A 25,911-nucleotide genomic window follows, 5' to 3' on the forward strand; every position below is an offset into this window, starting at 1 on the left:
AGGTTTGCTGCTTTTACCGACAAACCTCCCAAAAGGTTTTTGATTTTACTTTTTGGAGGATTATGCTCTATGAATAGAGAAAACAAGAAAAAATCATATAAAAAAGGTTATTATAAATCACACGTCTGCAATGAAAGTTTTACCTGCAAGGTATGCGGCAGACTTGTTGTGCCAAACGGTGCAGGAAGTGACCACCGCAACCACTGCCCTTACTGTCTTACGAGTATGCACCTTGATATTGAACCGGGTGATCGTGAGGCTGACTGCGGAGGAGCAATGGAACCCGTTGCAGTATGGGTGCGCAAAAACGGCGAATGGGCAATTATTCACCGCTGTAAAATCTGCGGAGCATTAAGTTCAAACAGAATTGCCGCTGATGATAATCCCATGAAACTTATGTCCATTGCAATGAAACCCGTATCATCTCCCCCGTTTCCGCTTGAAAAAATTGAGGAAATGACAAAACTTATGGGCGGTGACGGCGAGCTTAAATGGTAATAATCTGACTGCAAATCAAAATGACTCCTTGTCGGTTGGCGAGGAGTCTGATATTATTTTTAAACATTTACATATTAAATTATTTTTAGAAAACAATAACACAAGGAGGTTTATATATGTGTACTGCCGCAACATACAAAACAAAGAATTTTTATTTTGGACGAACTCTTGACTATGAATTTTCGTACGGTGACGAAATAACCGTTACTCCGAGAAACTATGCCTTTGATTTTCGCCACACAAGCGCTTGCACCTCTCACTATGCTATAATCGGAATGGCACATATTGTGGGAAATTATCCCCTTTACTATGATGCAATCAACGAAAAAGGCCTTGGAATGGCAGGACTTAACTTTGTTGGAAATGCCGTTTACGCAAAGCCTGTAAGCGGAAAGGAAAATATTGCTCAGTTTGAATTTATACCATACATTTTAGGCAAATGCGCAAATATTAACGAGGCAAAAAGCTTGCTTGCAAGCATAAATCTTACAGATACACCGTTCAGCGAAAAACTCCCGACCGCTCAACTTCATTGGATAATTGCCGATGAGAACGGCTGCATTACAGTGGAATCTATGGCAGACGGACTGCATATTTACGATAATCCGGTTGGCGTGCTTACAAACAATCCGCCGTTTGAAACACAAATGTTTATGCTCAATAATTATATGTCACTTTCTCCCAAACAGCCGCAAAACGCCTTTGCAAACGGGCTTGCGCTTAACTCGTACAGCCGAGGAATGGGCGCACTCGGACTTCCGGGTGACCTCTCCTCTGCCTCACGCTTTGCACGAGTTGCGTTTACAAAAATGAATTCAATTTCTGCCGACAGTGAAAACGAAAGTGTAAGTCAGTTTTTCCATATTCTCGGCTCGGTAGACCAACAGCGAGGCTGTTGCGAAGTGAGCGAGGGCAAGTATGAAATTACGATTTATACCTCTTGCTGTAACACAACAAAGGGAATTTACTACTACACAACCTATAATAATCATCAGATTTCCGCCGTTGATATGCGCAAAGAAAATCTCGACAGCACCGAGCTTATGCGCTATCCGCTGATTGAAGAACAGCAAATTAATTTTCAAAACTAAAGCAACAGACCGACACAACAAAAGTGTCGGTCTGTATTTTATTCTGCGTTTTTGAGCGCCTCTTCCATTGGAATTTTTTTGATTTTTCTAAACTGCAAAGCGCCTACAACCGCATATGCGAGTATTCCGAAAACGAGCATTTTTACATAAACCATAGGTTCTATGTAGAATGAAAGCCAACCCGAAAAACTGCTTATCAATTCACTGTATATTATCTTCATCAATAAATATGAAATTGGCAGGCTGATTATTACCGAAAAAATTGCTACAATAGCTGTTGAAATAATGTAAAGCCTTGTAATTTCACCGTTCTGATAGCCGAGTATCTTTACTATTGATACCGAATTTGCATTCTTTTCTATTATGATTTTAGAAAGCAAATATACAAGCAGCATATAGAGAAGTATTGCAAATGCCGAAACCATTGGGAACATTCCACCCATTGAATCGGTCAGTTGGTCAGAGATTACTGTCAAATCCTTTTGAGTAATCTTGCTTGCAATCAGCTTATCGTCAATGTCTGTTATTTCTTTATTTGAAAAATATCCGCTGAAATAATCTTCTGACTTATCAAACTCGGTTCTGAAATTTTCTATATCCATAAATACCGCCAATGACGCAGGATATTTATATGTACCGCTAATTGTAAGGCGATAGGTTTTGTCATCATACTTTGTCTTTAGGTCAAGATTATCTCCAACCTTTAAGCCGAATTTTTCCAAAATACCCTCAGATACATAAACCGAGTTTCTGTCTATAAATCCTGCTTTTACATAGTCCGACTCCTTATCCACACCATATACCGTAATTTCATCGGATTTTTCGGAATTTTTAAAATTGGTTTCAAGCGTAGTTACCGCATATTTTTCTGCACCCTTAGTATCGGTTTCAACGGGCATTTTCAATATATACTGATAATCGCAAATCATATTGTCGATTACCTCTGTCTTATAATTATCAAGCAACGGCGGCAACATAAGACTGAACATAAGAATTAGGTTTGAAAAAAGTATACCTACAAACAAAACAATGTAGCTTGACTTGTTTTGAAAAATAACACGAAGTCTGAACCTTGTCATAAACTTAAAGTTAGGTAACTTGGCAACCTTTTTCTTTTCCTTTTTGCTGAGGTCACGACGCAAAAATTTAAGCGGTGAAAGCGCCAGCTTTTTGCTGAGAATAAATATATTGACTATCACCATAATAATGCAAGGCACAACGGTTGTTATTACAAACGCATAACCGTTCCACAATGTAACATACGGACCGAGGCTGTAACTTTCGTAATAAATATTGGCAACAATATCCTTAAGCACAGTATAGCCGAGCACATTACCGAGTATTGCACCCACGATTGTAACCACAACAGGGAGCAAAAGATAGTGCCTTAAAAGCTCGCCCTTGGTATAACCCGACGCCCTCAGTGTTCCGATAACGGCTGATTCCTTTTCAATGGTATTTGAAGTAGTGACTGCAAATACAAATGCCATAATTGCAATTACAATGTATAAAAGGGTTATCATCATTGAGGTATCAGAACCAATGTCATCGCCCGAAAAATGTATAGCCTGATTGTCAAGCTCGGATACAAAGTTATTCATCACAGCATTTTTAGCAATTAATTCTTTTAGGTCGGTGTTTTTATCGTGCTTTTGCTGTTCGGTAAGTGAGCTGTCGTTGAAAGTATATGAATAGCAGTAATGTAAATGCTTATCCGATATTTTGTCAAAGGCATTGTCGGTAACCACAGCAACGGTAAAATTCTGCGCATCAAACATCATATCGGTATTATTTTTAAATAATGCCGTATAATCGGGAAAAGCAACATAACCGCTCACCTTGTACTGCCTGCCGTCAAGCTCTGCCTTGTCGCCGATATTAATATTGTTGTTCTCGCCAAAAAGTCTGTCAATCGCAATTTCATCGTCCTGTTTCGGGAACTCGCCCTCAAAAAGCTCGATTTTATCTACATCATTTCTGTTCTTATAAATTCTGTATGCAGCGTTTTTATAGCTTTCTTCCTTGTAAAAATTCTCGTACAATTTAATGTCCTGATTTTCGAGCTTAGTATTCAGTTCATCGGTCATTTTATCATCGAGTACAAAGTAGCCGTCCTCAATGTTATTTTTATCAAAGCTCTCGTCAAAAGCGGTTTTCATACTTGAACCTGCAACAAGAAAACCCGATACAAATCCTATTGTAGCCACCAAAAATATGAAAATAACAATATACTTTCCTATGTCGCTTTTAAGCTCTCGTGGCAATCGCCTGTTAAGCGGATTTTTCATAAATTCATCTCCTTACCAATCAAGATCTTCGGCTTTTACCTTTTCGCTGTTCTCGTATTCCTTACGAATGTTTCCATCTCGCAGTTTAATAACCTTGTCTGCCATCAGCTTGATAGCGTCATTATGAGTTACAATAATTACTGTATTTCCGTACTTTTGATTTATAGTTTCAATCAGCTTTAATATGTCCTTTGAAGTCTTGTAGTCAAGTGCGCCCGTTGGTTCATCACAAAGTAAAATATCGGGATTTTTTACAATAGCTCTGCCGATTGAGGTTCTCTGCTGCTGACCGCCCGAAAGCTGACTCGGCACTTTGTCCTTATGCTCCCACAATCCGAGTGTGTGCAAAAGCTCATCGGTATTGAGTGGATTTTTGCTCAAATATGCGCCAACCTCTATATTTTCTTTAACAGTCAAATTCGGAATCAGATTGTAAAATTGAAATACATATCCGAGGTGGTTTCTGCGGTAAAGCGAAAGCTGTTTTTCGCCCATATCTTCAATTCTGCTGCCGTCAATAGAAATACTTCCGCCGTCTGCTTTTTCAATACCGCCAATAATATTCAAAAGCGTAGATTTACCCGAGCCTGACGGGCCAAGTAAAACGCATATCTTGCCCTTTTCAACACCCGTAGTAATACCTTTGAGTACCTTTGTGCGGTTATCCCCTGTTCCGTAGTATTTTTCTATACCCTTAATTTCAAGAAACATACTTTACCTCCTGTTATTATATGAATATATGTTTATCTGTTCATATGTTCGTTAATGATAATTTATCACAAAAAATCAAATATTGTCAAGTAAAAATAATTAATAAAAACTTTAACATATCAATTTAGTTAGTTTTAGCTAACTCTTGCGTTTAAAAATATCTGCCATGTATGGAATTTGCCGACATAGCAGATAAAAATTATACTTTTTCAACTTTCATAGGAATATATCCTGCTTTGATTACAACATCACGCAGAACTTTTTCTTCAACTGCCTGCTTTGCTCTTACAAAAGCAGAATTTTCCGACAGCTTAACCTTTGCAAGGTAATTTTCATCTGAATTAAAAGCGTTTTCAACACGCATTGCACAATTCTTGCAAGTCATACCGTCAATAACGATTTTATATTCATAATTGAAATTTTTTGCATTGCTGTCCTTTGGCTTAACCTTTTTTACACTGTCGCCGCCTGCGCCACAGCAACCGCTTTTAAGGTTTTTTATGTATTTTAAAACACCAAACACACAAATAACAGCGATAATTGCACAAACAATAATTGTAGAAATAATAGTATCCATAGTAATCCACCCTTATAGTTAGTTTTTGCTAACCTTAGTATATCACTCTCTTTTTACCTTGTCAAATAAAAAATTGTGCTGATTTTGCGGTAATTTTGTATATTATAAATGTTTGGGGATTTTGAGGAATTGTGGTTAAAAACAGAGTTTAATAAATCTAAAATTTAGGTCAACCCTTTTTAAAGGGTTGCGGGTTTGGGCAGAGCCCATTAAATAATTAAAACGGACTAATTTTCAATAAAAATAAACTGTTAAATTTATATCATAGAATAACTAAACCTTAGACTAATCAATACTTTAGTAAGAAACAAAAGCTAAGACCAATGAGTGGCAGAGAGTGAGAAAGTTACACTTGAAAGGTCTTAGAGAAAAGATATTCTAAAGGATGAAAAAGCTTATATGCGTATCTGATTTGCCCTTGAAAGTGGAAAATTAGTAGTTTAGTAGCGTGGCTTTTCTTTTGTTGCTGTCGCATTTGGCTTTCGCCGTTGTGTTCAAACCGCCAAACGGCAAGCCGTTTGGCTATCAAAAGTTTGCGATAGCATAAAGCATTTGTGGGCGTTGCCCACACCCACAAACTTTGAAAAGGTTGACCAAACTTTTATAATTGCTTGATAAAGCAATTTTCTAAACCATAATTTATTCCAATTTTTCAATAAAAATCCAAAAGCAATCCCTCCGAAAATATCGGAGGGACTACTGCGTGACTATCAAAAATTATATTAATTTCTAATTACCAAGTTCCGACATTATAGCCTGTACCTGTCTTTGTTGTTTTAGCATAGTAATCGGTGTCTTTTGAACCTGTGTTAATATCAACTGTCTGTGAAGAACCGTTAGTAAAGATTACGCTGTCGCAAGAAGACGGAACAGTCAATGTATAAACTGCCTGACCGTAGTCATTATTCTCTACAAAATTCATTTTTGTACCCGGCCAAGCAACTTCACCCTGACTGCCGCTTGTCCAATAATAACAGTAAATTGTACCGTCCCAGTTAAGTGAGTTTGTAAATGTTACTGTGTATGTACCGCTTGGAGTTGTTGTAGGCTCTGTTGTCGGTTCTGCAGTTGTAGGCTGTGTTGTCGGTGCCGCTGTACTTGCTTGTGTTGTTGGCTGTGTAGGCTGTACAATATACTTATACTGACCTACTAAACTGCCGTCTGCAATATTATAAACCAAGTACATCTGAACAAGTGTAGCGTCAATTACATCAACACTGCCATCATCATTTGCATCTGCCGCAATAAGCTGCTTGTCTGTAAATGTGGTCTGCTCACTGATAAACATCTGTAAAAGTGATACATCATTGATTGAAATTCTGCCGTCCATATCTACATCGCCAATCCAAATTTTCTCGGCAGGAGTTGTAGGCTGTACTGTTGGTGCAACTGTCTGAGTAGGAGCAACAGTAGCTGTTGTCGGCTGAGTTGTTGGTTTTGCGGTTGTTGGCTGAGTTGTAGGAGCTGCTGTTGTAGGAACTTCACCTGAATCGTAAAGATATACAACATTGATTACGCCTGCGAAATAATTGCCTGTTGCATTTAAAGGAGTAATTACATTTTTACCTGCAACTGCAGAAGTTGTGTATGTGTCGCTTGAAGTAACCTTTGTTTTCTCGCTTACAACATCAGCGGCAATCTTTTTGCCTGTTGCAATATCAATATGGCTTGTAATTACTGTACCGGTAAATGTGATAGCACCGTTATTAATCCATACTTCGCCCGATGCAGGATAACCGCTTGCGCCCTGTCCCGGCTCCTGAGCTGTATTTGAAGTTGGGTGGAACATTACATAGCAAGCTGATGCAGGAACTGTACATTTGTACCAACCGTCGCCCTCGCTTGTCATTACTGTAGCGGTATTCCATTCGCCTGTCGGATTTTTGCCATCGTCTGTATATGAATAGCAACGAACATCTGACCAGCTTGACGGTTTTTTGTAGTGAACTACTGTGCTTGTAGAATTAAGCTTTTTGTACTTAAATGTAATAGTTGTGTCAGTACCCGAGAAAGTACCGCTTGTGTTTGCAGGGAAACTATCTGTATCAAGCTGATAACCCTGAATTGTTGCAGGACTTACAGAGTATTCATCTCCGCTTCTCATTTTGTTCTTAACAGAGTCTTTAACCTTTGTGCCGTTTGCATTTACATAGTTTACTGTAAGGTAACCTGAGGAAATACCCGAAGATTTGTATGTAAATGTTACAGTGTATGTCTTGCCGCTTTCAACTTTACCTGTTGTTGTGCCTGTTGTATTAACAAGATTATAGTCATAAAGAAGTGTTGTATCAGGTAAAGCACGGTATGTTGTACCTGTCTTATAAGTAGCTGATGTGCTCTTTAAAACATCGCCGTTTTCATCAACATGGTTTACCTTAAGTGTACCGTATGTAGGCTCTGCATTCTGAAGATTACCGAATGTAGATGACTGAACAAGTACGCAAGTACTTCTTGCAGGGATAGAATATGATTTGCCCGAAACTGTGCCAAGACTTTCAAGTCCTGCCTTTGTGCCGTTTGCAACAACTGTCCAGTCGCTGCCGTCAAGACCGATTGTGCAAGCCTGTGTACCGCTGTTTACGAGTACGCAAACCTTGCCCCACTCGCCTGCTGTATTGTTTGAATATGTATAAGCAACAACATAGCCGTATGATGACTGGAATGTAGGAGTTGAGAAGTTACCTCCCTTGAGCGGTGAGTAATTCTCTCTGATTTTAAGGAGACCCTTATAATAATCGGCTGTTTCAGAATATGTCTTTAAACGAGTCCAATCAATGGCATTGATTGAATCGGCTGATTTATAACTGTTGTGGTCGCCCTGCTTTGTACGGCAGAATTCCGAACCTGCTGTCATAAATACTATGCCCTGTGAAGTCAAGAGAAGTCCCATTGTGGCTTTCATCTGATCTGTAAGCGAAGAGGAAGTAGAGTTCCAATCCTTACTGCCGTTACTAAGCACCATCTTATCCCACATAATAAGGTTATCGTGGGCATCGGCATAAGCAATTGTCTGTGAAGGAGCTTTTGCACCGAAGCACTGACCCTTTACACCGTTTACAACTGTGTAAGTTTTACCATTATTACCCTGAATAAAACCGGTTGATGCATCGTTTGTACCACCCTTAATAGCATCACGGTATGAGTCGCAGAACATACCTACTCTTGCATCAAGCTGAGAAGCTTTGCTCTGAAAACAACCGTCGCTGATTGCGGATGAACCGCCTGTCCAAGGCTCACCGTACATAAGAATCTTCTTACCCGAACCGTCCGAATAAAGATTATCAAGGCTTGAGCGAATCTGATTCATAGTAGTAATGTCGTGAAGTCCCATAAGGTCAAAACGGAAACCGTCAATGTGGTACTCGCTTGCCCAATAGAGAATTGAGTCGATCATATACTTTCTGTACATAAGTTTATCGGATGCAGTTTCGTTGCCGCAGCCCGAACCGTTTGAATAAACGCTTGAACTTGTTTTTCTGTAATAATAGTTAGGAACTGTATCTGTAAAACATGAACCCTCGGTTACATATGTATGGTTGTAAACAACATCCATTACAACAGAAATACCTCTGTCATGAAGTGCCTGAATCATCTGCTTGAACTCTGTAATTCTTACATTACCGTCATATGGGTTAGAAGAATATGAACCCTCGGGAACATTGTAGTTTACAGGGTCATAACCCCAGTTTCTGTTTGTTGCCGAACCTGTGATTGTTTCATCGACAGAACCGAAATCATATACAGGCATAAGCTGAACGCAGTTAATACCTGATTTTACAAGGTAATCGGCGCAAGTAGATACAGCGTTTGCACTTGTGTCTGAGCTGATTTTTGTGCCGCCCTCTGTGAAAGCAAGGTACTTGCCCTTGTTGTCATCGCTGACGCCTGATGTGTCCGATACAGAGAAGTCACGAACATGAACCTCCCATACCACTGCCTCCTGAGCATTGTTGAAAAGCACATGGTTATCGCTGTCCCAACCCTCAGGGTCGGTTGAATCAAGGTCAACAACCATTGAACGGTTACCGTTTACACCTGTTGCTTTTGAATAAACATCCTGTGTTTCGTTTGTTGTACCGTTTACGGTAACAAGGTAAGTATAGTATGTGTTCTTAAGGTCACCGTTTACAGTAACCGACCACATACCTGTAGAGCTGTTCTTTTTAAGGTTATAAGTGCCGAGAACAGCTGCGCCTGATTCGGAATCGGAACCTGTTGCATAGAGTTTAACCTTTACGGCAGATGCCTCAGGTGACCACACCTTAAACTCTGTTGAGCTTTTTGTGTAATTTGCACCAAGATTTTTCTCGTTGTAAGCATTGCTCGCATAGTTTTCAAGATAGCTTGCATTGTAGTAATTACCTGCCGACACTGCTTCGGTATCTGTGGTTGCCGCTGTTGTTGACAACGAAGTCATACCAAAGAGCATTGTAGCACTAAGTAAAACTGCAAGCGTTCTTTTTAAAAACATTTCTTTCTCTCCTTTTTTCTATTTGCTTTATATATTCAAATTTTAGCAAATATTTCAAAGTTTTGATTTCTTTTACAGAAAATAAATAAGCACATTAAACCAAAGTTTTACTGTGCTTATTGTGTATAATTAACAAAATTGTTTTCTGCCCAAAAAATCAGTCAAAATCCGTAATAAGCTGCATATCAGTCGAAAACACAAATTTAACAGGAATAAGTATTTTCTTGTTCTACACGCAAGAAATATTATTGCAATTTAACACGGCATGGCAACAATAAATACAGAACTGATTTAATTATATATGACAGCATATGACAGTGTTCACTAAGTCAACACATTTCAAATATTTGTTCCGAATATTATTTATGTAATTAACAAATTTGTATAGCATTTTAACTATAATACTCATCAATGATATTTTTATGGTTACAAATTTATACTTTTTTGTTTAGTTCTGTATCTGAAAAATGACAAAAAATTTACAATAAATCTATATAAAAAACAAAATTGTATTTTGTTAAAATATACAAAGATAAATATATATCTATACTTTTGTGCGTATTCGCCTTGACTTTTATCGTAAAACGATGTATTATCTTGCCTAAGGGTGATTAGTAATCACAAAGAAAGGTTACTTTTATTTTATGTTACTGTTCAGAATTAATACTTATTCTAACAATGCTAATATTACCTACGGTATTGATGTAATTGACAAAGAGCGAACTGTCAGGCAATATGCCAATCTGTCCGATAATGCGGAGGAGATAAAGAAACTTGTTATTCTTTGCAATTCTCTTGATATTGAGGAATGTCACATTGACGATATAGTAGAAGATTTTTTAACTGATTTCAAAACATATTAATATAGCTATTTTCTTGCAGATGTGCTATACTTATATCATAACTTATTAGGGTGATATCAGTGATATGTAATTTATGTCCAAGAAAATGCAATGCACAAAGAAGTGAATCAAGCGGCGGCGGCTTTTGCCGAATGGGAACAAATCCCGTAATAGCGAGAGTTGCACCTCATTTTGGCGAAGAGCCTTGCATCAGCGGAGCAAACGGCAGCGGTACAATTTTTTTCAGCGGTTGTACTCTCGGTTGTGTTTATTGCCAAAATTACGAAATTTCTTCTTTACACAGAGGCAGAGAAATTACACCGCAGGAGCTTGCCGACTGTTATAAACGACTTGAAGAGCAGAATGTTCATAACATTAATCTTGTTACAGCAGATCATTTTGCGCCTGCAGTTGTAAAAAGTTTTGAAATTTACAAACCGAAAATTCCGATTGTGTATAATTGCAGTGGTTATACAAGTCCTAAAATCTTAAATATGTTTGACGGAATAGTTGACATCTATCTTCCTGATTTCAAATACAGCAATAATGAGCTTGCACTTAAGTATTCACTCGCACCAAACTATGTAGAAACTGCAACCGTAGCAATTAAAGAAATGCTGTTTCAGGTTGGGTTTCCACAGTTTGATGACCGACAGATGATGCAGAAAGGCATAATAGTAAGACATCTTATTCTGCCGTCACACACAAAAAACAGTATGGGCGTTCTTGATATACTCAAGAAAAACTACGGCAATCAAATACTTGTCAGCCTTATGGGGCAGTACATACCTATGGGCAATGCTGATAAATATGAAAAGATTAACCGTAAAATTACAAGGCGGGAATATCAGAAAGTAAAAGATTACTATATGATGCTCGGCTTTGACGGCTTTACTCAAGAGCTTGACTCAGCCGACCGTAAATATGTTCCCGACTGGGATTTTTAATGTTGTGTAAGAATCAAATTTATTGATTAGTATCAACATTCATAATATAAATCAAATTTTTAAGCGACAGTTAGTTTATGCTGTCGCTTGTTTTTATTCGGTTAATTCTTGTTGCCATTCAATTTTATGCGTGTTATAATTAAAAAAATTACAGAGTATCAGGGAGTTATTATGGACACATTACTTACCCTTGGTTTAAACCTTGTTTCTTTAAGCCTTACGATTATAAGTACCGTTGTATTTATACAAAATTCATACAGTCAAAAGATGTCACGATATTTTACCGCCTGTCAGATTTTAATTATAAACTGGATAGTATGCCATATTTTTGACATTTTCACCACAAACCTTTCGGTAAAAATAATTCTCAGCAATATCGGCTACCTGTCTGTATGTTCTATAGGAGCCATGTTTCTCACCTTTGCTCTGCATTATGTAAAAGCCGACATAACGAACAGCAAGATTTTTAAAGTAATAATATTTTTGCCATCTGCCGCTCTGTTCTTTCTTAAAATCACAGATCCTATTTTTCATTTATTTTTTAAAAGTTATCAGAGCAACGAAGTAATCGGCGGAAACGGATTTTACATAACGGTTGCATATAATTACTTGTTGCTGATAATATCCGTTTGTTTAATGGTAGGAAAAAACATTAAATCTTTTAAAGAGAATTTTCCGCAGATACTTTTGATTTCGCTTTCGGCAATAATTCCCATTACTTTCAACTTAATTTCTTTGCTTGATGTTTTTTCAATAAGCTATGATTTTACTCCTGTATCTTTTTCAATAACTTCTTTACTGATATTTTTAGCTGTTTATAAATACGAATTTATTACCATTCCTCCGCTTACCGTAAAATATCTTATGAGCTCAATAAACGAAGGAATAATTGTTACAAATCAAAAACATAAAATTACCTATATTAATGACGCAGTAAAAAAAGCCTTTAATCTTGATGACAGTATTTTACATAAAGATTGTATTACAGCATTTATGCGTATTGCGGAAATCACAAACAGCGATATTTCAAAATTCAGCGATTTACTGAATAAAAACTCAGGTTCATTAGATGTTTCCGTTTCGGAAAACAAATACTTTGAAATCAGCAAAATGCCCGTTTGCAACGAAAAAAGAATCGTATCCGAAATATTTGTTTTTTATGATGTAAGTACATACTATATGCTGAATAAAAAACTGTCAGAAAAAAATCAAGAACTTACAAAAGCAAATACACAGCTTGCTAAGATGAATGTAATAGAAAAACGACTTGCCGTTGAAAAAGAGCAGTCAAGAATTGCTCAAGAACTTCACGACTCTATAGGACACAGCCTTGTTTCAATTATGACCTTACTCAAGCTTTCACAAATTGATAAGAGCAGTTCAGATGAAAATATTGCAAAAGCCCTGCAAGCATCGGAATTATTGCTTAGCGATGTAAGGAATTGTGTATCGGGCATAAAAACAAACTCGCAATCAAGTGTTACCCAAGGAATAAAAAATTTCATTCAAAATTACAATTCTGGCAACAATAATATTAAATTTACCGCAATAGGCAGCGAAAAGGAATGTCACCGTTTTGCCGCCGACATAATTTTAAGCGTTGTGCGTGAAGCGATTACAAACTCTGTAAGACATGGCAAAGCAAACAAAATTGAAGTAATAATTAAATTTTCAGAGAATTGTATTCGACTTTATATAATAGATAACGGCATAGGCTGTGACAAAATAATTGCCGATTACGGACTTAACGGAATGAAAGAAAAAATAGAATCAATAGCCGGAAACATTGATTTTTCGTCATTTACGGGCGGCGGCTTTTCCGTAAAGGCATATATTCCCTTGGAGGTGAATCAGCTTGATTAAGGTAATAATTGCAGATGACGATGACATTTTCAGAAACGGCTTAAAAATTATTATTGAGCAGGATTCCGACATAAAGGTATGCGGTCTTGCAGGCGACGGTAATGCCGCATATAATTTGTGCAAATCGGAAAATCCCGACATTGTACTTATGGATATGCAAATGCCATATTGTGACGGCTCAGATGCTACCTTTAAAATAAAGCAGGAGTTTCCTAATATTAAAATACTTGTACTCACAACCTTTGATGACAAAGCAACAATAACTAAAGCTTTGTCAAGCGGAGCAGACGGATATGTGCTCAAAGATGTAGACGAAATAAAAATAGTTAATGCTATAAAAAGCACAATGCTCGACATAAATGTTTTCGGAAAAACCGTTTTTGACAGCTTGAAAGGAAAACTTGCAAAAAACAATACGCACACAGTAAAACTTACAAACAGAGAAACCGAATTACTTGTCAATGTGGCAAAAGGACTTAGCAACAAAGAAATTGCTAAAACTATGTTTTTATCGGATGGAACTGTGCGAAACAATATTTCTGCACTTCTTTTAAAACTTAATTTAAAAGACAGAACTCAACTTGCGGTTTATGCAGTAAAAAATGATTATATTTAAAAAGCTTAACGGCTCATTTTAAATTTATTGAAATGAGCCGTTTTATCTTAAAAACAGTGACAAATGTCATCTATCATTATATTCTTTTATATGCTATATTAATGGCATATAAAAGAAGTGTAGGTGATGTTATGAAAAAGCAAAATAAAAAATTACTGTTAGGTCTTGCTGCCATTATGTTGGTATCTGTTTGCATATTTATTTTTATCACTCAAGGTTTTTCGGGTACTCACAGATGGGGCGGTTTTCAGTACGAAAACAACAAATATTATAATAACAATACCGCTACCATAACAAAAGCATACTATCCTAAAAAACAAATGGTTATTCCCTCTACAATCTGTTTTTATAAAGTTCGGGCTTTGGGCGGTTATGTTTCAAGTCGCTCACTATGGGGTGTTGACAGAACCGGAATGTTTGAGAATGATAAAGTTGTCGAAGAAGTCATAATATCAGAAGGTATTGAAGCAATCGTTGACGGATGTTTTCATAATGCGATTGCCTTAAAAAGTTTGGAATTTCCAAGCACAATAAAAGATATATCCGTTACTGCTTGCAAAAATCTGACAAGTGTAAAATTTTCAGAAAATACAGTTGAAATAGAAGATTTATCATTTCAGGATTGCTCTTCATTGGAAAAGATTATTCTCCCTGAAAATATCGCTTGCGACGGTATATCCAATTATGCTTTTTACAACTGCACATCTTTACAAGAAATAAACATACCCGATTCAGTAACCCGTATCAATAATTGGACATTTTATAATTGTGTTTCGCTAAAACAAATTGATTTATCAAAAAATATTACAGAAATATCTAAATGTGCTTTTAGCAAATGCTCCGGTTTAGAAAAAATATATATTTACGAAAAATGCACCTCAATAGCAGACAATGCATTTGACGGGTGCTGCAAGTTAACCATATACGGAATAAAAGGTTCATATGCAGAACAATATGCAAACGAACACAATATACCTTTTGAAGAATTAGATACAACATATGAGCCTACAAACTAGAAAGTAGTAGTTTGTTAAAAATCAGCGGAATATAGAGGATATTGCATATTCCGCTGATATTATTTTTATAATATTTATTTTACCAAGGTGATATGATGAAAAAAATAAAAAAATATAAACTACCTATCGGGATATTGTGCGTAGTGTTAGTGATATTTATATTGTTGCAAATCTTTTCAAGTGAACATTGGTGGTTTGGGTACACATATGAAACCGATGGATATACAAATAAATCGGCAACAATTGTAAAGATAAACTACCCGTCAGAGAAAGTTGTAATTCCTTCAACAATATTTTTCCATAAAGTAAATGCTTTAGGCGGATATGTTACAGGATACAATTTGTGGGGAGCAGAAAGGAAAGGAATGTTTGAGGATAACGATATAGTAAAAGAGATTGTTGTTTCTGAAGGGATAGAGTATATATTTAACAGATGTTTTGACCATTGTATTTCATTAGAAAGCATACAACTCCCAAGTACTATAAAACAATTCTCTTTTACGAATTGTGAAAGTCTGAAAAATGTTAATTTTAATGGTGATGTAAAAGAAATTGAAAGTTTATCATTTGAAGGCTGTTCTTCATTAGAGACTCTTGTAATTCCGGATAATATTACTATTAGAGGTATCGCGTCCGGTGCTTTTGATGGATGCACATCTTTAAATAGCATAAATATTCCTGATAATATTAGAATTATAGAAGATTATACATTTAGTGATTGTACATCCTTAAAACAATTGTTTTTGTCCAGAAATATTTCACATATTTATTCGAGAGCTTTTGAAAATTGCACTTTGTTGGAGAAAATTACTATCTATGATAAAATTGAGTATATTGCTGATAATGCCTTTGAAGGTTGTGATAAGCTCACAATCTATGGAATAAAAGGCTCATATGCAGAACAATATGCAAACGAACACAATATACCTTTTGAAGAATTAGATACAATATATTAGCCTACAAACTAGTAAATAGCTGTACAACGGATAAATTTTATTTGACCTAAGGTGAGACATTATGAGAAAAATTATATGTATTCAGATATCTATTCTGTTACTATTTTGTGGTTGTACGCAAAAAGAAACAACAAAACAAGATTTTGAATATTACAAAACAAGCGGATATAATTATACACTAAAAGATGGAAAAGCGGTACTTATTGAAAAAACGGTTAATAAAGATGATGTGATTGTTATTCTACCTGATGAAATAGACGGATATCCTGTTATAGGGATAGGCAGGTATCATTATACTTTTATTTACGGAGAAACAACAAGAGGAATGTTTGAGAATAATGAAAGTATCAAAACGGTCGTATTGCCATCAAAATTGAAAATGATAGATTCACAGGTTTTTAATTGGTCTTCGATTCAATGTATTGAGTTTCCAAATACGCTTTGCAATGTTGAGCAATTTGCATTGTCAAGCTGCGCTTACTTAACTGATGTAAAGTTTGGTGAGGGACTAAAAACAATTTCTATGGGTATGTTTTCGCATTGTACAGCATTGGGAGAGATTTCTTTGCCCAAAAGTATTGAAAAAATTGCTTCATATGCATTTGAAGGATGCGAGTCTTTAGAAAAAATCGTAATTTATAACAATTGTGTAGAAATAGATGACACCGCTTTTGAAGGCTGTGACAAACTCACAATCTATGGAATAAAGGGTAGTTATGCAGAACAGTATGCAAACGAACACAATATACCTTTTATGGAAATAAAGGAATAATTAAAACAATGGATAAGGAAATAATTAAAGATAACAAAATAAAACTCATCATATGTATTATACTTTCATTATCAATTTTCAGCATATATATTCCTATTAATACAGGCGGATATTTTACAATAATAATGTGGTTTGTTCAAATTATCATACCAATTATTTTCGGAGTGCTGATAAAGGAATATAAAAACTTTTGTATTTGTATAGCCGGTCTGACTTTATCAAATATACTAAGCAGTATTTTTATATGGATATGGGTACAAAACCAAATTACAATGGTAAAAGAATCAGTTAAAAACTATGGATCGGTATTTGCAATTGCCACATTCGGTATAATTGCAGATCTTTCAATTATATTTACTGTCTTTGTATGCATAGAGTGTATTATATACTTTATTGTACGATATAAAAATTACAAACAAAAATTAAACAGCTGACTTTAACCGACAGACAACAGATTTATTATAGTCTTTGCCTGTCAATTTTTTTATATTTTGTTTTTAAAAAAATTAATATTCATTATGTATTGTTTTATTTGTAGAATTATGGTATAATCAATTAAAAATTTCTTAAACGAGGGATATATTATTATGGAAAAGAAAAGAAGTAACTTTTCCGGTGGCCTGGGATTTGTATTTGCTGCGGCAGGCAGTGCAGTAGGCCTCGGAAACATCTGGCGATTCCCATATCTTGCCGCACAGTACGGCGGCGGTATTTTTATTTTGGTTTACCTTATATTAGCCGTAACCTTCGGTTTTGCAATGCTTACCGCTGAAATTGCCATAGGCAGAAAAACAAAATTAAGTCCTGTACTTGCTTACAAAAAGCTCAACAGCAAATTCGGCTTTTTGGGCGTACTTGCAGTTATAGTTCCTATCATAATCTGCCCTTACTACTGTGTAATCGGCGGTTGGGTAACAAAGTATGTTACAGTATATGCACAAGGTCTTGTTACACAAGCGGCAGGAGATAATTATTTTTCCGACTTTATCAGTAATCCGTGGTCACCGCTTATATTCTTTCTTATATTTATGGGAATAAGCGTATGCGTAATTTTGCTCGGTGTTAAAAACGGCATTGAAAAAATCAGTAAATTCCTTATGCCTATGCTCATTATTCTTACAATCGGAATTTCGGTTTATGCACTGACACTTCCGGGTGCGCTTGACGGTGTTGCCTACTACCTTGTACCGGATTTCAGCAAATTCTCCATAATGACGGTTGCAGGTGCTTTGGGACAGCTTTTCTACTCTATGAGCCTTGCAATGGGTATTATGGTTACCTACGGTTCGTACACAAAGAATGAAATTAACCTTACAAAATCCGTAAATCAGATTGAAATTTTCGACTCAGCCGTTGCTCTCCTCGCAGGTCTTATGATTATTCCTGCTGTTTATGTATTCAGCGGCGAAGCAGGTCTTGCAAACAGCGGCCCCGGACTTATGTTTATGACACTTCCAAAGGTATTTAATCAGATGCCCGGCGGCGACATAGTTGCCCTGCTGTTCTTTATCCTCGTATTCTTTGCGGCAATCACAAGTGCCATTTCAATTATGGAGGCTATCGTATCCTCGCTTATGGATAAGTTCCATGTAAAGAGATGGGTCGGCTGTATCGTAGTAATCGGTCTTTGCTTATTGATGGGTATTCCGTCATCACTCGGCAACGGAATTTGGTCTGATTTTAAGATTTTCGGAATGGATATTCTTTCATTCTTCGACTTCTTCAGCAACAGTATTCTTATGCCGATAGTAGCATTCTTCACCTGTATCCTCATAGGCTGGGTTACCAAGCCAAAGACTATTACAGACGAAGTTACACGCAACGGTGAACCCTTTAAAAGAAAAGGCTTGTTCAATGTTATGATTAAATATGTTGCTCCTGTTTGCCTCATAATTATTCTCGTAACATCAATCCTCACCCAGTGCGGAATTATCAAAATCTAAAACAAACCAAAACACTCTGCCATATTGCAGGGTGTTTTTTATTTGCCAAAATTAATAGTACCGCTTTTTTTCGTACTTTTCGGGTAAAATAAATTTAACATTTACTCGGAGGTAACAACGATGGAAAGCCGGTTTTTAACAGCAGAAAATCTCTGCAATTTTAAAAAGCATTTAATTTTACAAGAAAAAAGCAAGGCAACGATAGAAAAATATTTGCGAGACGCAAAAGCTTTTTTGACTTTTGTCAGCAAAAACGAAATAACAAAAGAAACAGTTATTGCATACAAAGAACATTTAAAGGAAAATTATGCCGTACGGAGTGTAAACTCAATGCTTGCAAGCATAAACTGCCTATTTGATTTTTTGGATTGGCTTGATTTAAAAATTAAAGCCTTAAAATTACAGCAACAGGTGTTCTGTTCTGAAGAAAAAGAACTCACAAAAGCGGAATACACAAGGCTTTGCACAGCGGCAAATCGCAAACATAACGAACGATTAAATTTAATTTTGCAAACCATATGCGGAACAGGTATTCGAGTAAGCGAATTGCAATTTATAACCGTTGAGGCTGTAAAACAAAGCGAGGCGATTGTATCGCTCAAGGGCAAAACACGCTCGGTATTTATCGTAAAAGACATAAAGAAAAAACTGCTTTGCTATGCGGCAAAGCAGAAGATTAAAAGCGGTATGATTTTTATAACACGAACAGGCAAACCCATAAATCGCACAAATATATGGCGTGAGATGAAAAACTTATGTAAAGAGGCAAATGTAAACCAGAAAAAGGTATTTCCGCATAATCTGCGTCACTTGTTTGCTCGCGTATTCTATGCTATTGAAAGGGATATTGCAAAACTTGCGGATATACTAGGTCACAGCAGTATAAACACAACACGAATTTATATTATTTCCACAGGCACAGAACATCGCCGCCGTATGGAAAATATGCATTTGATTATTTAGTTTATAAAAAATAAAAAGAGCTATCCAAAATGGCGATTACAACATAATCAGCATTATGTTGTAAATTGATATAATTATAAGTTCAGTATATCATATTTTAATCAATTTTACAACAGATACAGATACATAAAAGATAAAAATATCCAAATTGTCACTTTTTAATACAAAGCAAATAAGCCTTTTCAAGATTGATTATGACAAGGCTTGCTTTTTTATGCTCATTTTTAGTTTTTAGCACTCACAAATCATTGGTGAGTGCTTTTTGTTTTTCCGCAGTACAACATAATGCTGATTATGTTGTTTATTATTTAGGTGAGTTATATGAGTATAAATATATCAAAGCAAAAGCGTGAGGATTTACTTGCTAAAATCAAAGAAATTCGCACTTTTATATCCAATGCACCGCAGGACGAGAACACTGGAAATCTACTCTCTTACCTTTCCGATTTGGAAAAGGATATAAATGGAAAGAAATATGGACTTGTTTTTGAGGAACACCGAGAAGAAATCGATGAAGTACTTGATACGCATACGCCGGTTTTGACAGAAAACAAAGACTTGTTCATTGATAATGGTGGACAGATGAATTTTCTTATTGAGGGCGACAACCTTGCATCGCTCAAGTTGCTTGAAAAGACGCATAAAGGCAAAATTGACCTTATTTACATAGATCCGCCATATAATACAGGTAAGAATAGTGATGAAGGCGGTGGCTTTATCTATGATGATGCATTTGTTGATGAAAATGACCTTTTCATTCACAGTAAATGGATTTCGTTTATGGAAAAGCGATTGAAAATTGCTAAAAGACTTTTATCACAAGATGGCGTTATTTTTATATCAATAGGGAAAGAAGAAAACGCTTCATTGAGAATACTATGTGATGAAATATTTGGCTCAAAAAATATTTTAGGTCAAATTGTAAGAAGAACAAAAACAACGAGTTTTCGTGGTAATTATTTTGCTTTGCGTTTGGATTATATTTTATGCTATTGCACTGGCTCGCAATTTCCCACAAAATTTATGGATATAACAGATAAATCAAAATATATAAAAGTTGAAACAAAAGGAAAATATAAAGGCGAAATATACAAGGATGACACGGCATTTTATTTGTCAACCTTAGAAACCCGTCCCAATCAAAGATATTGGATTGAATGTCCTGATGGTGAATTGGTGATTCCTCCCGGAACTACATTTCCGCTATTCAATGCTGATGGCGAGAGGGCTACGCCCAATAGTGGAGATGGTGTTTGGCGCTGGGAAGTGGAACAATACAAGCTAAAGAAAGAATACTTATCTTTCAAAAAAACTAAACGTTCCCCTTTGATTAACAAAAAAGGTGAACAAGCTCATTGGAATATTTATACTAAATCATATTATCGTGAAAAAAAAGATAACGGTAATATTCCTACCGAATTACTTTTGGATTTTATTAATAGATCTGGTACAAAAGAATTAAAAGACTTAAACATCAATTTTTCTTTTCCTAAGCCAAGTTCTCTTATATCATACTTGATAAAGATAACAAACAAAACAAAATCAATAAACATACTCGACTTTTTTTCAGGTTCAGGTACAACAGGTCACGCAGTTATGAAATTAAATGCAGAGGACGGCGGCAACCGTAAATTCATTCTCTGCACCAACAACGAAAACAACATCTGCCGTGATGTAACCTACGAACGCATTAAGCGTGTCATCGACAAAGAAAATTATTCAGCGAGTTTAAAATACTACAAGGTGGATTATATTCCTATTTCAGACCGTATGTATTACGAATATGCCGATGAACTACTTTTGCATATTCGTGAACTTGTTGAACTCGAAAACGGTGTTAATTTTACGGGTAACAATGAAATTGGAATCGTGCTTACCGAGGAGGAACTGGCAGATTTCGTTGCCAATGCAGATACCCTTACAAAATGCAAAAAGCTCTATATGGGTCACGATATTTTGCCAACGGGCAAGCAAGAGAAAGATCTGCAAGCACACAATATTGAAATCAGCATTATTCCCGATTATTATTATCGTGATTTACAGGAGGGTTGATTATGGAATTAAAAGAGTTTCAGCTTAAAACGGTAAAATTGCTTTTTGAGGCAATGGAAAAGCCTGTTCGTGACATAATTCTTAAAAGTCCCACTGGAAGCGGAAAGACGATTATTTTAACCTATTTTATGCACCAATACATACAGTCTTATTCTAGAACAGTTTTTGTATGGCTCACACCGGGCAAGGGTAATCTTGAGGAGCAAAGTAAAAAGAAAATGGACAAGTATATCCACGCCTCGCATACCAAATTGCTTTCCGATGTAATGACGGCAGGCTTTGAAGAAAATGACAACTGCTTTATAAACTGGGAAAAACTCACTAAGAAAGGCAACAACGCACTGAAAGAAAGTGAACGCACCAACTTTTTGGAGCATATTCAGCACGCATTAAATGACGGATTGCATTTTGTAATCATCGTAGATGAAAGTCACCAAAACGACACCATAAAAGCAGATGAAATAATACAGTACTTTCACACGGATAAAATTATCCGCTGCTCTGCAACACCGAAAGGTATTACAAAAGCGGAAATGATTGAAATATCTGAGGAAGAAGTAATTGCATCAGGACTTATCAAAAAATTGGTTGTTATCAACCAAAATTTTTCTCAGAGTGTAGAAACAGAAAACCAAACAGAATTTTTAATTAAAAAGGCACTTGCAAAGCAGCAAGAGCTTCGTGCCGCATATTTACAACACAACACGGACATCAATCCGCTTATTGTTGTTCAATTACCGAACAAATCGAATAATTTACAAGATGATGTTGAACGCTACTTTGAAACACAAGGCTTAACCTACGAAAACGGTCAGCTTGCGGTTTGGCTGTCCGATATGCACGAAAATTTAAAGGACATTAACAAGTTAAATGCGACATCAACAGCAATTATTATCAAACAAGCAATTGCAACAGGTTGGGACTGCACGAGAGCGCAAATTCTTGTAAAACTTCGTGATAATATGGATGAAACCTTTGAGATACAAACAATCGGTCGTATTCGACGTATGCCGGAAGCAAAACATTATGGCTACGATTTGCTTGACAGCTGTTATCTTTATACTTTTGACAGCAAATTTACCACAGGAGTTAAAACAGCGTTGGACAAAAGTGCCTTAAATGCTTGCACTTTATTTCTTAAAAACGAGTATAAGGATATTACTCTTACCGGCGAACAAAGGACAATGATTACTTCTTCACGAAATCCCAAAAAAGCATTGCAGGCTATAGTTACCTATGCAGAAAAAGAATACGGAACAGGCACAAACAAAATGGTAAACCGCACTCGTTTGCAAGCTGCCGGCTATGAATTTAGTAAAAATATCATAAAACACACCCTTTCTGGTGAATCGGCTACACTTAATTTTAAATATTCTGATATGAATGATATAGCAGTTACAGAAAAATTAAACACTCATATACATGGGCGAGATTATCATAACAAAATCGGTAAAATTGGTTTTGAAATTGGTATGGAATATTCATATATGAATACCATTATCCGCAAATTATTTGATAAAAACTTTAAGTACAGCCGTAAAATTCTCACATTAGAGCCGAGAGAGGTTTACGCTTTTGTTATTAACAATGTTGACATGCTGCGTCATTTAGTGCGAGAGGCAATGGCGTATGAAATGGCACAGATGCAAATTGATGTGCCGTCTAAATCGCTTTATGAATTTCATATTCCGCAGTCTTGTTTGTTTACATACAACGCAGAAGCAAAAACGCAGCTGATTATGAGTAAAAATGTTTATCAAAACTATCTTTCATCAGCCGCACCCCGTTCTACTCCGGAAGTGAAATTTGAAAAATTTTGCGAACATTCAAACAGCGTAGAATGGTGGTACAAAAACGGAGATAAGGGCAACGAATACCTTTCTATTGTATATCAAGATAATTCGGGAAAACAAAAACTCTTCTATCCGGACTACATTCTAGGTGTAAACGGAAAAATTTGGATAATAGAAACAAAGGGCGGATTTGACTGCAACGGAAACAGTCAGGATATTGATATTTATACATCAAAAAAATTCAAGGTGCTAAAAAATTATCTAATTGAACACGGACTTAAAGGCGGAATTGTACGCAATGATGCAACCACGGATGAGTTATGTATCTGTATGGATAACTATTCTGATGATATAAGCAGCAACAATTGGCAAGTGCTTAGAAATATATTGTCGTAATAGGGCTTAGAACATTTCAAACATGATTTTTAATGATCAGCTATATAAAGCACTGTTTTTTTCGTCTTTTAATTTTCGTTTATATTCTCTTCCTCGACAAGTAATTTTTCCCTTCGACAAATATAGTAAAAAAATCATAACCACCCGTCAAACGGGTGGTTTGCACAGGGGCTATAAGCCCTGTTACCAGCTCGCGTCTCAAGGCGCGGGCTTTCACTTTGTTCAAGCCTTATTGCTTTTGCCACTTTGGCTACCCCTTAAGGGGTTTATTTAGCAAATGGATCTTCGTATTCTTTTACGCTTAATTTATCCAAGGCTATGTCTGCTTTTTCTTGATCTTGTATATATTTTCTTATTGTTGATTCGTTAAGCCCAACTGTCGACACATAATAACCCTCTGCCCAAAAGTGCCGATTGCCAAACTTGTATTTTAAATTTGCGTGTCTGTCAAACATCATAAGTGCACTTTTACCCTTTAGGTACCCCATAAAACTTGACACACAGACTCTTGGTGGTATACTTAAAAGAAGATGTACATGGTCGGGCATCATATGTCCTTCAAGTATTTCTACACCTTTGTATTTACACAATGTTCTTATGATCTCTTGCAAATCTTTTCTATACTGATTATATATTATTTTTCTTCTATACTTTGGTACTATTACTATGTGATATTTGCATAACCACTTTGTGTGTGATAAACTATTATATTGATTTGCCATAAATATTCTCCTTTCTTCTACAATAAGACTTGAACATCCTCATTGTATCAAGATTGGAGAATTTTTTGTATAACATTCGACGCGCACCCGCATAGCGGGTGGTTGTTTGTTCTGCACTTGCGTGCAGAACTGCCTAAAGGCAATAATCAAAACCGCTCAACAGAAAATCAATCTGTTGAGCGGTAATTTATCATGCGGAATATTTTCTTATTCTAAGGTGAATGCCCATATCGTCAGCAATTTTCTGACAAGCCTCTATATCCTCTTTCGGAATGGTATCTACAATAGAGAACTGAGTGTGACCAAAGTATTTTTTAGCGTCTGCCGCAAATTTAAGCATAGATTCATACGCATTATTAAATACAGGTCTGCACACCTCGTCATATTTTTCTGACGAACAGGTGTTAAGGCTGATTGATACCGAGTCAATATATTTTGACAAAAGCTCTGCAACAGGCTTTTTGTTTATAACATCACCAAGACCGTTTGTATTAAGTCTTAGCTTAATATCCGGGTGCTTTTCTCTGACATACTGCGCAGTAGCAATGAGATTGTCGAGGGCGTTGGTAGGCTCGCCGTAGCCGCAGAACACAAGCTCGTTAAAGCCTGTAAAATCGAAATCATCAACTGCTTTTTTAATCTCCTCAATACTCGGATCGTGCTTATGCCACAGTGTATCTGCATTACCTATTGCATCGGTATTGTTGCGTATGCAAAAAGTACATCTGCATGGACATTTGTTAGTCAGATTAGCATAAATTGATGTTTTATAAACATAAAGTATGTCAGCCATTTATTTTCTTCTCCCTTATAAATACATTATATTTCTCCGTTAATCATTTTTATAAAATAATTATGTACGGTTAAATCATTATTTAATTCAGGGTGAAAAGCAGTTACCAACTGTTTCCCCTGCCTTGCCGCTACTGTTTTTCCGTCAACTTGAGCAAGAACTTCTACACCGTCGCCAACTCGGCTTATATACGGAGCTCGTATAAAAGTCATAGGAATTTTTCCTTCGTTCGCAAAGCTGTCTTCGGCATAAAAACTTCCGAGCTGTCTGCCATAGGCATTTCTTACGGCCTCAATATTCATAGAGCAAAAATACTTTCTCGTATCATTCTCTATGCTGTCGGCCAAAAGCAATAAGCCTGCACAAGTGCCAAAAGTCGGCAGTCCGTCATTGATCAACTTTTTAATCGGCTCAAAAAGCCCGAGTTCAAAAAGTAATTTTCCGATAACGGTGCTTTCGCCGCCCGGAATTATAAGACCGTCAAACGGCTTTTTCAAATCATCTAAACAACGGATTTCAAAAGAGGACACACCGAGTTTTGCAAGCATTTGTTCGTGCTCAATAAAAGCTCCCTGCAAAGCAAGTACACCTATCTGCATAA

21 protein-coding genes are annotated in these 25,911 nt (G+C 36.3%); 14 read left to right on the top strand and 7 right to left on the bottom strand.

All coding sequences use genetic code 11. The features are described from left to right. Window positions 1-69: 69 nt before the first annotated feature. Together DXC23_RS06935 and bsh are read left to right on the top strand one after the other, a co-directional pair. The gene (locus tag DXC23_RS06935; RefSeq protein WP_117705414.1) at window positions 70-498 is read left to right on the top strand and encodes an RNHCP domain-containing protein; all 429 of its coding nucleotides are present in this window, start codon (window positions 70-72) and stop codon (window positions 496-498) included. A gap of 116 nt (window positions 499-614) precedes the next feature. Next, on the top strand, window positions 615-1,589 hold the full coding sequence (gene bsh / locus DXC23_RS06940; RefSeq protein WP_117705415.1) for a choloylglycine hydrolase: 975 nt from the start codon (window positions 615-617) through the stop codon (window positions 1,587-1,589). A 38-nt stretch (window positions 1,590-1,627) separates the two neighbouring features. On the opposite strand, the gene DXC23_RS06945 is transcribed toward bsh, so the two are convergent. The 4 genes from DXC23_RS06945 to pulA all read right to left on the bottom strand — a co-directional run bounded on the left by DXC23_RS06945 (window position 1,628) and on the right by pulA (window position 9,636). Then, window positions 1,628-3,877 carry an ABC transporter permease gene (locus tag DXC23_RS06945; RefSeq protein WP_117705416.1) on the bottom strand — a complete coding sequence of 750 codons (2,250 nt, stop codon included), beginning with the start codon at window positions 3,875-3,877 and terminating at the stop codon, window positions 1,628-1,630. Between the two features lie 12 nt (window positions 3,878-3,889). Beyond that, complete coding sequence (locus DXC23_RS06950; RefSeq protein ID WP_117705417.1) at window positions 3,890-4,588, bottom strand: ABC transporter ATP-binding protein; 699 nt, start codon at window positions 4,586-4,588, stop codon at window positions 3,890-3,892. Between the two features lie 199 nt (window positions 4,589-4,787). Next, window positions 4,788-5,165 (bottom strand): ATPase P, encoded by a 378-nt coding sequence (locus DXC23_RS06955; protein WP_242997441.1) that lies wholly within the window; start codon window positions 5,163-5,165, stop codon window positions 4,788-4,790. A 733-nt stretch (window positions 5,166-5,898) separates the two neighbouring features. Next, window positions 5,899-9,636: a type I pullulanase gene (pulA, locus tag DXC23_RS06960; RefSeq protein ID WP_117705418.1), complete on the bottom strand. Its 3,738-nt coding sequence runs from the start codon at window positions 9,634-9,636 to the stop codon at window positions 5,899-5,901. Between the two features lie 644 nt (window positions 9,637-10,280). On the opposite strand from pulA, the gene DXC23_RS06965 reads away from it, so the two are divergent. The 12 genes from DXC23_RS06965 to DXC23_RS07020 all read left to right on the top strand — a co-directional run bounded on the left by DXC23_RS06965 (window position 10,281) and on the right by DXC23_RS07020 (window position 23,795). Further along, window positions 10,281-10,499, top strand: coding sequence for a DUF6514 family protein (locus tag DXC23_RS06965; RefSeq protein ID WP_117705419.1), 219 nt, complete (start codon window positions 10,281-10,283; stop codon window positions 10,497-10,499). Window positions 10,500-10,558: 59 nt separating this feature from the next. Next, window positions 10,559-11,425 (top strand): radical SAM protein, encoded by an 867-nt coding sequence (locus DXC23_RS06970; protein WP_117705420.1) that lies wholly within the window; start codon window positions 10,559-10,561, stop codon window positions 11,423-11,425. 171 nt (window positions 11,426-11,596) lie between these two features. Further along, window positions 11,597-13,288 carry a histidine kinase N-terminal 7TM domain-containing protein gene (locus DXC23_RS06975; RefSeq protein WP_158552484.1) on the top strand — a complete coding sequence of 564 codons (1,692 nt, stop codon included), beginning with the start codon at window positions 11,597-11,599 and terminating at the stop codon, window positions 13,286-13,288. Then, the gene (locus tag DXC23_RS06980; RefSeq protein WP_117705422.1) at window positions 13,281-13,904 is read left to right on the top strand and encodes a response regulator transcription factor; all 624 of its coding nucleotides are present in this window, start codon (window positions 13,281-13,283) and stop codon (window positions 13,902-13,904) included. Before DXC23_RS06975 ends, DXC23_RS06980 begins: the two co-directional genes overlap by 8 nt. A 131-nt stretch (window positions 13,905-14,035) precedes the next feature. Further along, a complete protein-coding gene (locus DXC23_RS06985) occupies window positions 14,036-14,920 on the top strand; it encodes a leucine-rich repeat domain-containing protein (RefSeq protein ID WP_158552486.1) in 885 nt (294 codons plus the stop codon). A 95-nt stretch (window positions 14,921-15,015) separates the two neighbouring features. Next, the gene (locus tag DXC23_RS06990) at window positions 15,016-15,876 is read left to right on the top strand and encodes a leucine-rich repeat domain-containing protein (protein ID WP_158552488.1); all 861 of its coding nucleotides are present in this window, start codon (window positions 15,016-15,018) and stop codon (window positions 15,874-15,876) included. Window positions 15,877-15,937: 61 nt separating this feature from the next. After that, on the top strand, window positions 15,938-16,648 hold the full coding sequence (locus DXC23_RS06995) for a leucine-rich repeat domain-containing protein (RefSeq protein ID WP_117705425.1): 711 nt from the start codon (window positions 15,938-15,940) through the stop codon (window positions 16,646-16,648). An 8-nt stretch (window positions 16,649-16,656) separates the two neighbouring features. Continuing rightward, the gene (locus tag DXC23_RS07000) at window positions 16,657-17,082 is read left to right on the top strand and encodes a hypothetical protein (protein ID WP_117705426.1); all 426 of its coding nucleotides are present in this window, start codon (window positions 16,657-16,659) and stop codon (window positions 17,080-17,082) included. A gap of 153 nt (window positions 17,083-17,235) precedes the next feature. Continuing rightward, window positions 17,236-18,591 carry a sodium-dependent transporter gene (locus DXC23_RS07005; RefSeq protein WP_117705427.1) on the top strand — a complete coding sequence of 452 codons (1,356 nt, stop codon included), beginning with the start codon at window positions 17,236-17,238 and terminating at the stop codon, window positions 18,589-18,591. 120 nt (window positions 18,592-18,711) lie between these two features. Then, entirely contained in the window at window positions 18,712-19,554 is an 843-nt protein-coding gene (locus DXC23_RS07010; protein ID WP_117705428.1) for a tyrosine-type recombinase/integrase, read from the top strand. Between the two features lie 321 nt (window positions 19,555-19,875). Beyond that, the gene (locus DXC23_RS07015) at window positions 19,876-21,606 is read left to right on the top strand and encodes a site-specific DNA-methyltransferase (protein WP_117705429.1); all 1,731 of its coding nucleotides are present in this window, start codon (window positions 19,876-19,878) and stop codon (window positions 21,604-21,606) included. 2 nt (window positions 21,607-21,608) lie between these two features. Then, window positions 21,609-23,795, top strand: coding sequence for a DEAD/DEAH box helicase family protein (locus tag DXC23_RS07020; protein WP_199523055.1), 2,187 nt, complete (start codon window positions 21,609-21,611; stop codon window positions 23,793-23,795). A gap of 266 nt (window positions 23,796-24,061) precedes the next feature. On the opposite strand, the gene tnpA is transcribed toward DXC23_RS07020, so the two are convergent. The 3 genes from tnpA to pdxT form a co-directional block, all read right to left on the bottom strand. Further along, on the bottom strand, window positions 24,062-24,517 hold the full coding sequence (gene tnpA / locus DXC23_RS07025) for an IS200/IS605 family transposase (RefSeq protein WP_117705430.1): 456 nt from the start codon (window positions 24,515-24,517) through the stop codon (window positions 24,062-24,064). Between the two features lie 190 nt (window positions 24,518-24,707). After that, window positions 24,708-25,310, bottom strand: coding sequence for a TIGR04100 family radical SAM protein (locus DXC23_RS07030; RefSeq protein WP_117705431.1), 603 nt, complete (start codon window positions 25,308-25,310; stop codon window positions 24,708-24,710). A gap of 26 nt (window positions 25,311-25,336) precedes the next feature. Further along, the gene (gene pdxT / locus DXC23_RS07035; RefSeq protein WP_117705432.1) at window positions 25,337-25,909 is read right to left on the bottom strand and encodes a pyridoxal 5'-phosphate synthase glutaminase subunit PdxT; all 573 of its coding nucleotides are present in this window, start codon (window positions 25,907-25,909) and stop codon (window positions 25,337-25,339) included. Between the last annotated feature and the right edge of the window lie 2 nt (window positions 25,910-25,911).

It is taken from the genome of Eubacterium sp. OM08-24, assembly GCF_003438075.1.
GTDB lineage: Bacteria > Bacillota > Clostridia > Oscillospirales > Acutalibacteraceae > Ruminococcoides.

What these genes read in the sequence shown, in the direction of transcription:
- DXC23_RS06945 (WP_117705416.1), bottom strand. Translation starts at nt 3,877, where the DNA reads ATGAAAAATCCGCTTAACAGGCGATTGCCACGAGAGCTTAAAAGCGAC.
- DXC23_RS07010 (WP_117705428.1), top strand. Translation starts at nt 18,712, where the DNA reads ATGGAAAGCCGGTTTTTAACAGCAGAAAATCTCTGCAATTTTAAAAAG.
- DXC23_RS07030 (WP_117705431.1), bottom strand. Translation starts at nt 25,310, where the DNA reads ATGGCTGACATACTTTATGTTTATAAAACATCAATTTATGCTAATCTG.
- bsh (WP_117705415.1), top strand. Translation starts at nt 615, where the DNA reads ATGTGTACTGCCGCAACATACAAAACAAAGAATTTTTATTTTGGACGA.
- DXC23_RS06975 (WP_158552484.1), top strand. Translation starts at nt 11,597, where the DNA reads ATGGACACATTACTTACCCTTGGTTTAAACCTTGTTTCTTTAAGCCTT.
- DXC23_RS07020 (WP_199523055.1), top strand. Translation starts at nt 21,609, where the DNA reads ATGGAATTAAAAGAGTTTCAGCTTAAAACGGTAAAATTGCTTTTTGAG.
- DXC23_RS07000 (WP_117705426.1), top strand. Translation starts at nt 16,657, where the DNA reads ATGGATAAGGAAATAATTAAAGATAACAAAATAAAACTCATCATATGT.
- DXC23_RS06990 (WP_158552488.1), top strand. Translation starts at nt 15,016, where the DNA reads ATGAAAAAAATAAAAAAATATAAACTACCTATCGGGATATTGTGCGTA.
- pdxT (WP_117705432.1), bottom strand. Translation starts at nt 25,909, where the DNA reads ATGCAGATAGGTGTACTTGCTTTGCAGGGAGCTTTTATTGAGCACGAA.
- DXC23_RS06965 (WP_117705419.1), top strand. Translation starts at nt 10,281, where the DNA reads ATGTTACTGTTCAGAATTAATACTTATTCTAACAATGCTAATATTACC.
- DXC23_RS06985 (WP_158552486.1), top strand. Translation starts at nt 14,036, where the DNA reads ATGAAAAAGCAAAATAAAAAATTACTGTTAGGTCTTGCTGCCATTATG.
- DXC23_RS06955 (WP_242997441.1), bottom strand. Translation starts at nt 5,165, where the DNA reads ATGGATACTATTATTTCTACAATTATTGTTTGTGCAATTATCGCTGTT.
- DXC23_RS06935 (WP_117705414.1), top strand. Translation starts at nt 70, where the DNA reads ATGAATAGAGAAAACAAGAAAAAATCATATAAAAAAGGTTATTATAAA.
- DXC23_RS06995 (WP_117705425.1), top strand. Translation starts at nt 15,938, where the DNA reads ATGAGAAAAATTATATGTATTCAGATATCTATTCTGTTACTATTTTGT.
- DXC23_RS07005 (WP_117705427.1), top strand. Translation starts at nt 17,236, where the DNA reads ATGGAAAAGAAAAGAAGTAACTTTTCCGGTGGCCTGGGATTTGTATTT.
- pulA (WP_117705418.1), bottom strand. Translation starts at nt 9,636, where the DNA reads ATGTTTTTAAAAAGAACGCTTGCAGTTTTACTTAGTGCTACAATGCTC.
- DXC23_RS07015 (WP_117705429.1), top strand. Translation starts at nt 19,876, where the DNA reads ATGAGTATAAATATATCAAAGCAAAAGCGTGAGGATTTACTTGCTAAA.
- tnpA (WP_117705430.1), bottom strand. Translation starts at nt 24,517, where the DNA reads ATGGCAAATCAATATAATAGTTTATCACACACAAAGTGGTTATGCAAA.
- DXC23_RS06950 (WP_117705417.1), bottom strand. Translation starts at nt 4,588, where the DNA reads ATGTTTCTTGAAATTAAGGGTATAGAAAAATACTACGGAACAGGGGAT.